This is a genomic window from Streptomyces sp. CO7 (assembly GCF_053474865.1).
In genome coordinates this window covers 40247-44133 of record NZ_JBRIOU010000012.1, presented here as the reverse complement: position 1 = coordinate 44133, position 3887 = coordinate 40247, and the positions used below count along the sequence as shown (strand labels likewise).

Below are 3887 nucleotides of genomic sequence, written 5' to 3'. Positions count from 1 at the left end.
CCGCCGGTCACCAGGGGCGTCCGTTCGGCTTCACCGCCACCTCGCTCACCTCCGTCTCCGCGGAGCCCCCTCTGGTGTCGTTCGGCATCAGCGAACGGTCCTCCTGCTGGCCCGCCGTCGCCCGGGCGGAGTACGTCGGCGTCCATCTCCTCGGCGAGCACCAGAGCGGGCTCGCCGCCACCTTCGCCCGCAGCGGGGCGGACCGCTTCGCCCCGCCCACTGCCTGGCGTGAGGGCCCCGAAGGCGTTCCGGTGCTGGACGACGTGGTCGCCTGGCTCGTCTGCCGCCCGGTGGCGCGCATACCGGCCGGGGACCACCGGATCGTGGTCGCCGAGGTCGCCGCGGGGGACCCGTCCGGGGCGGGCCGTCCGCTCCTCTACCACCAGGGACGCTTCGGCGGTCTGCGCCCCTGACATACCGGCCGTTACGCAGCGTTACCCACGTCACACCGCAAAGCGCTTGCTTAGCCGGGTCTCAGCGGGTGTACTACTGGCGGGTAATTTATTCGTCGGGGGGAGACACTCCCCGGACGGAAGAGGCGGCTTCGGGCGCATATGCTGCGTGACAGGAAGCAGCCCGACATGACGATGCAGTAGGAGAGCCGGCGTGAGCCTGAGGATCGTTGTCACCGTGAAGTACGTGCCTGACGCCACCGGCGACCGGCACTTCGCCGACGACCTGACCGTCGACCGCGACGACGTCGACGGTCTGCTGTCGGAGCTCGACGAGTACGCCGTCGAGCAGGCGCTGCAGATCTCCGAGAACGCCGACGACGCCGAGGTCACCGTCCTCGTGGTCGGCCCCGAGGACGCCAAGGACGCCCTGCGCAAGGCGCTGGCCATGGGCGCCGACAAGGCCATCCACGTCGAGGACGACGACCTGCACGGCACCGACGCCATCGGCACCTCGCTGGTGCTGGCGAAGGCGATCGAGAAGGCCGGCTACGACGTCGTCATCTCCGGCATGGCCTCCACCGACGGCACCATGGGCGTCGTTCCCGCGCTGGTCGCCGAGCGCCTGGGCGTCCCGCAGGTCACGCTGCTCTCCGAGATCGCGATCGAGGACGGCAAGGTGACCGGCCGCCGCGACGGCGACGCCGCCTCCGAGCAGCTCGAGGCCTCCCTGCCGGCCGTCGTGTCCGTGACCGACCAGTCGGGCGAGGCGCGCTACCCGTCCTTCAAGGGCATCATGGCCGCGAAGAAGAAGCCGGTCGAGTCCTGGGACCTCTCCGACCTCGACATCGAGGCCGAGGAGGTAGGCCTGGAGGGTGCGTTCACCAAGGTCGAGTCCGCCACCGAGCGCCCGGCCCGCACCGCCGGCACGATCGTCAAGGACGAGGGCGAGGGCGGCAAGCAGCTCGCCGAGTTCCTCGCGGGCCAGAAGTTCATCTAGGCCCACCGCAGCTGACCGCCCCTCAGACCTCGCATTCGCAGGAGACCGAATCCCATGGCTGAAGTTCTCGTCTACGTCGACCACGTCGACGGCGCCGTCCGCAAGCCCACCCTCGAGGTGCTGACCCTGGCCCGCCGCATCGGCGAGCCGGTCGCCGTCGCCCTGGGCGCCGGCGCGGCCGCCACCGCCGCCACGCTCGCCGAGCACGGCGCGGTGAAGGTCCTCACCAACGAGGCCGCCGAGCTGGCCGACTACCTCGTCGTCCCCAAGGTCGACGCCCTCCAGGCCGCCTACGACGCCGTTTCCCCGGCGGCCGTCCTGCTGCCGACCTCCGCCGACACCAAGGAGATCGCGGCCCGCCTCGCGCTGCGCATCGGCTCCGGCATCATCACCGACGCCATCGACGTCGAGGCCGGCGACAACGGCCCCGTCGCCACCCAGTCGGTGTTCGCCGCCTCCTTCACCACCAAGTCCGTCGTGTCCAAGGGCACCCCGGTCATCACCGTCAAGCCGAACTCGGCCCCCGTCGAGGCCGCCCCGGCCGCCGGCACGGTCGAGGAGCTCGCGGTGACCTTCTCCGCCCTGGCCACCGGCACCAAGATCGTCTCCCGCACGCCGCGTCAGTCGACCGGCCGCCCGGAGCTGACCGAGGCCGCCATCGTGGTCTCCGGCGGCCGCGGCGTGAACGGCGCGGAGAACTTCGGACTCATCGAGGCCCTCGCCGACTCCCTCGGCGCCGCGGTGGGCGCGTCCCGTGCCGCCGTCGACGCCGGCTGGTACCCGCACACCAACCAGGTCGGCCAGACCGGCAAGTCGGTCTCCCCGCAGCTGTACATCGCCAACGGCATCTCCGGCGCCATCCAGCACCGCGCCGGCATGCAGACCTCGAAGACCATCGTGGCCGTCAACAAGGACGCCGAGGCCCCGATCTTCGAACTCGCCGACTACGGCGTCGTCGGCGACCTCTTCCAGGTCGTCCCGCAGCTCACCGAGGAGATCAAGACCCGCAAGGGCTGATCCCCGCACGCCGCGCCCGAGGGCCCGCCGCCGGTTCGCCGGCCGCGGGCCCTCGGCGTGCGCGGCGGGCGCCGCCGCGGCGCCGTCCCAGGTGAGGCGCTGTTGACCGTGCCGCACGGCGGCCGTTAGCCTCCGGCCGAGTTCAACGATCTGTTGAAACGCCGAGAGGGGCGCCCGTATGAGCCAGGCCGTGCCGACCTCCCTGTCCGGCGCGGTCCACGACCGGCTTGACGCGCTGCTCGCCTCCGCCGACGCCGACCTCGCACGCCGCTACCCCGGCGACCCGGGCGCCCGCCGTCCCGTCCACACCGTGTACGTGCCCGCCGACCGCTTCAACACCGGCACCCCCCGCGCATGGGGCGACCGCGCCCTCGCCGCGCTCGACGAACACGCCCCCGACGCAGCCGCGTTCGCCGCCGTGCTGGACCTGCCCTCCGAACTCGCCGCACCGGTGTACACCCGGGTGCGCGCCAAGCTGGAGCGCGAACCCGTCGAGGACCTCCGGATCGACTTCGAGGACGGCTACGGGCACCGCCCCGACGCCGAGGAGGACGCGCACGCCGCCCGCGCCGCCCGGCTGCTGGCCGAAGCGTGCCGCACCGGGCAGGCCCCGCCCTTCGCGGGCATCCGCATGAAGTGCCTGGAGGCCCCGGTCCGCCGCCGCGCGGTGCGCACCCTCGACGTCTTCCTGACCACCCTGCGCGAACACGGCCCGCTCCCCGACGGCCTGCTGCTGACCCTGCCCAAGGTGACCTCCGTCGAGCAGGTGACCGCCATGGTCCGGCTCCTCGAGGCGTGCGAGCAGGCCCTCGGGCTCGAGCCGGGGCGGCTCGGCTTCGAGATCCAGGTCGAGACCGCCCAGGCGATCCTCGGCCCGGACGGCGCCGCCACCGTCGCCCCGATGATCCACGCGGCCGAGGGCCGTGCCACCGGCCTGCACTACGGGACCTTCGACTACAGCGCTGCCCTCGGCGTCTCCCCGGCCCACCAGGCGAGCGACCACCCGGCGGCCGACCACGCCAAGGCCATGATGCAGGTGGCCGCCGCCGGCACCGGAGTACGGGTCAGCGACGGCTCCACCAACGTGCTTCCCGTGGGCGACACCGAGCAGGTCCACGCGGCGTGGCGCCTGCACCACCGGCTCACCCGGCGGGCGCTCGCCCGCGCCTTCCCGCAGGGCTGGGACATGCACCCCGGTCACCTGCCCACCCGGTACGCCGCCGTCTTCGCCTTCCACCGCGAGGGCCTCGACCGGGCCGCGGACCGGCTCGCCCGGTACGCCACCGGAGCCGAGGGCGACGTCCTGGACGAACCCGCCACCGCCCGCGCGCTGGCCGGTTTCCTGCTCGCGGGCCTCGACTGCGGCGCCTTCGACGAGACCGAGGTGACCGGGCGGACCGGGCTGGCCCGCCCCCGGATCGAGGCCTACGCCCGGCCGGGAGCGGCCCGGTAGGACCCGGTGGTGGGCGGTGGGTGGT

At 73.3% G+C, this 3887-nt stretch carries 4 protein-coding genes; all 4 read left to right on the top strand.

Annotated features, from left to right (window positions below):
• Positions 1–413 (top strand): flavin reductase family protein (locus tag ACOV8S_RS29805; protein ID WP_448321590.1); only part of this gene is annotated, 413 nt, incomplete at its 5' end.
• Between the two features lie 193 nt (positions 414–606).
• Entirely contained in the window at positions 607–1392 is a 786-nt protein-coding gene (locus ACOV8S_RS29800) for an electron transfer flavoprotein subunit beta/FixA family protein (protein WP_448321589.1), read from the top strand.
• Between the two features lie 54 nt (positions 1393–1446).
• Complete coding sequence (locus tag ACOV8S_RS29795) at positions 1447–2409, top strand: electron transfer flavoprotein subunit alpha/FixB family protein (RefSeq protein ID WP_448321588.1); 963 nt, start codon at positions 1447–1449, stop codon at positions 2407–2409.
• 178 nt (positions 2410–2587) lie between these two features.
• Complete coding sequence (locus ACOV8S_RS29790) at positions 2588–3862, top strand: DUF6986 family protein (RefSeq protein WP_448321587.1); 1275 nt, start codon at positions 2588–2590, stop codon at positions 3860–3862.
• Positions 3863–3887: the final 25 nt, after the last annotated feature.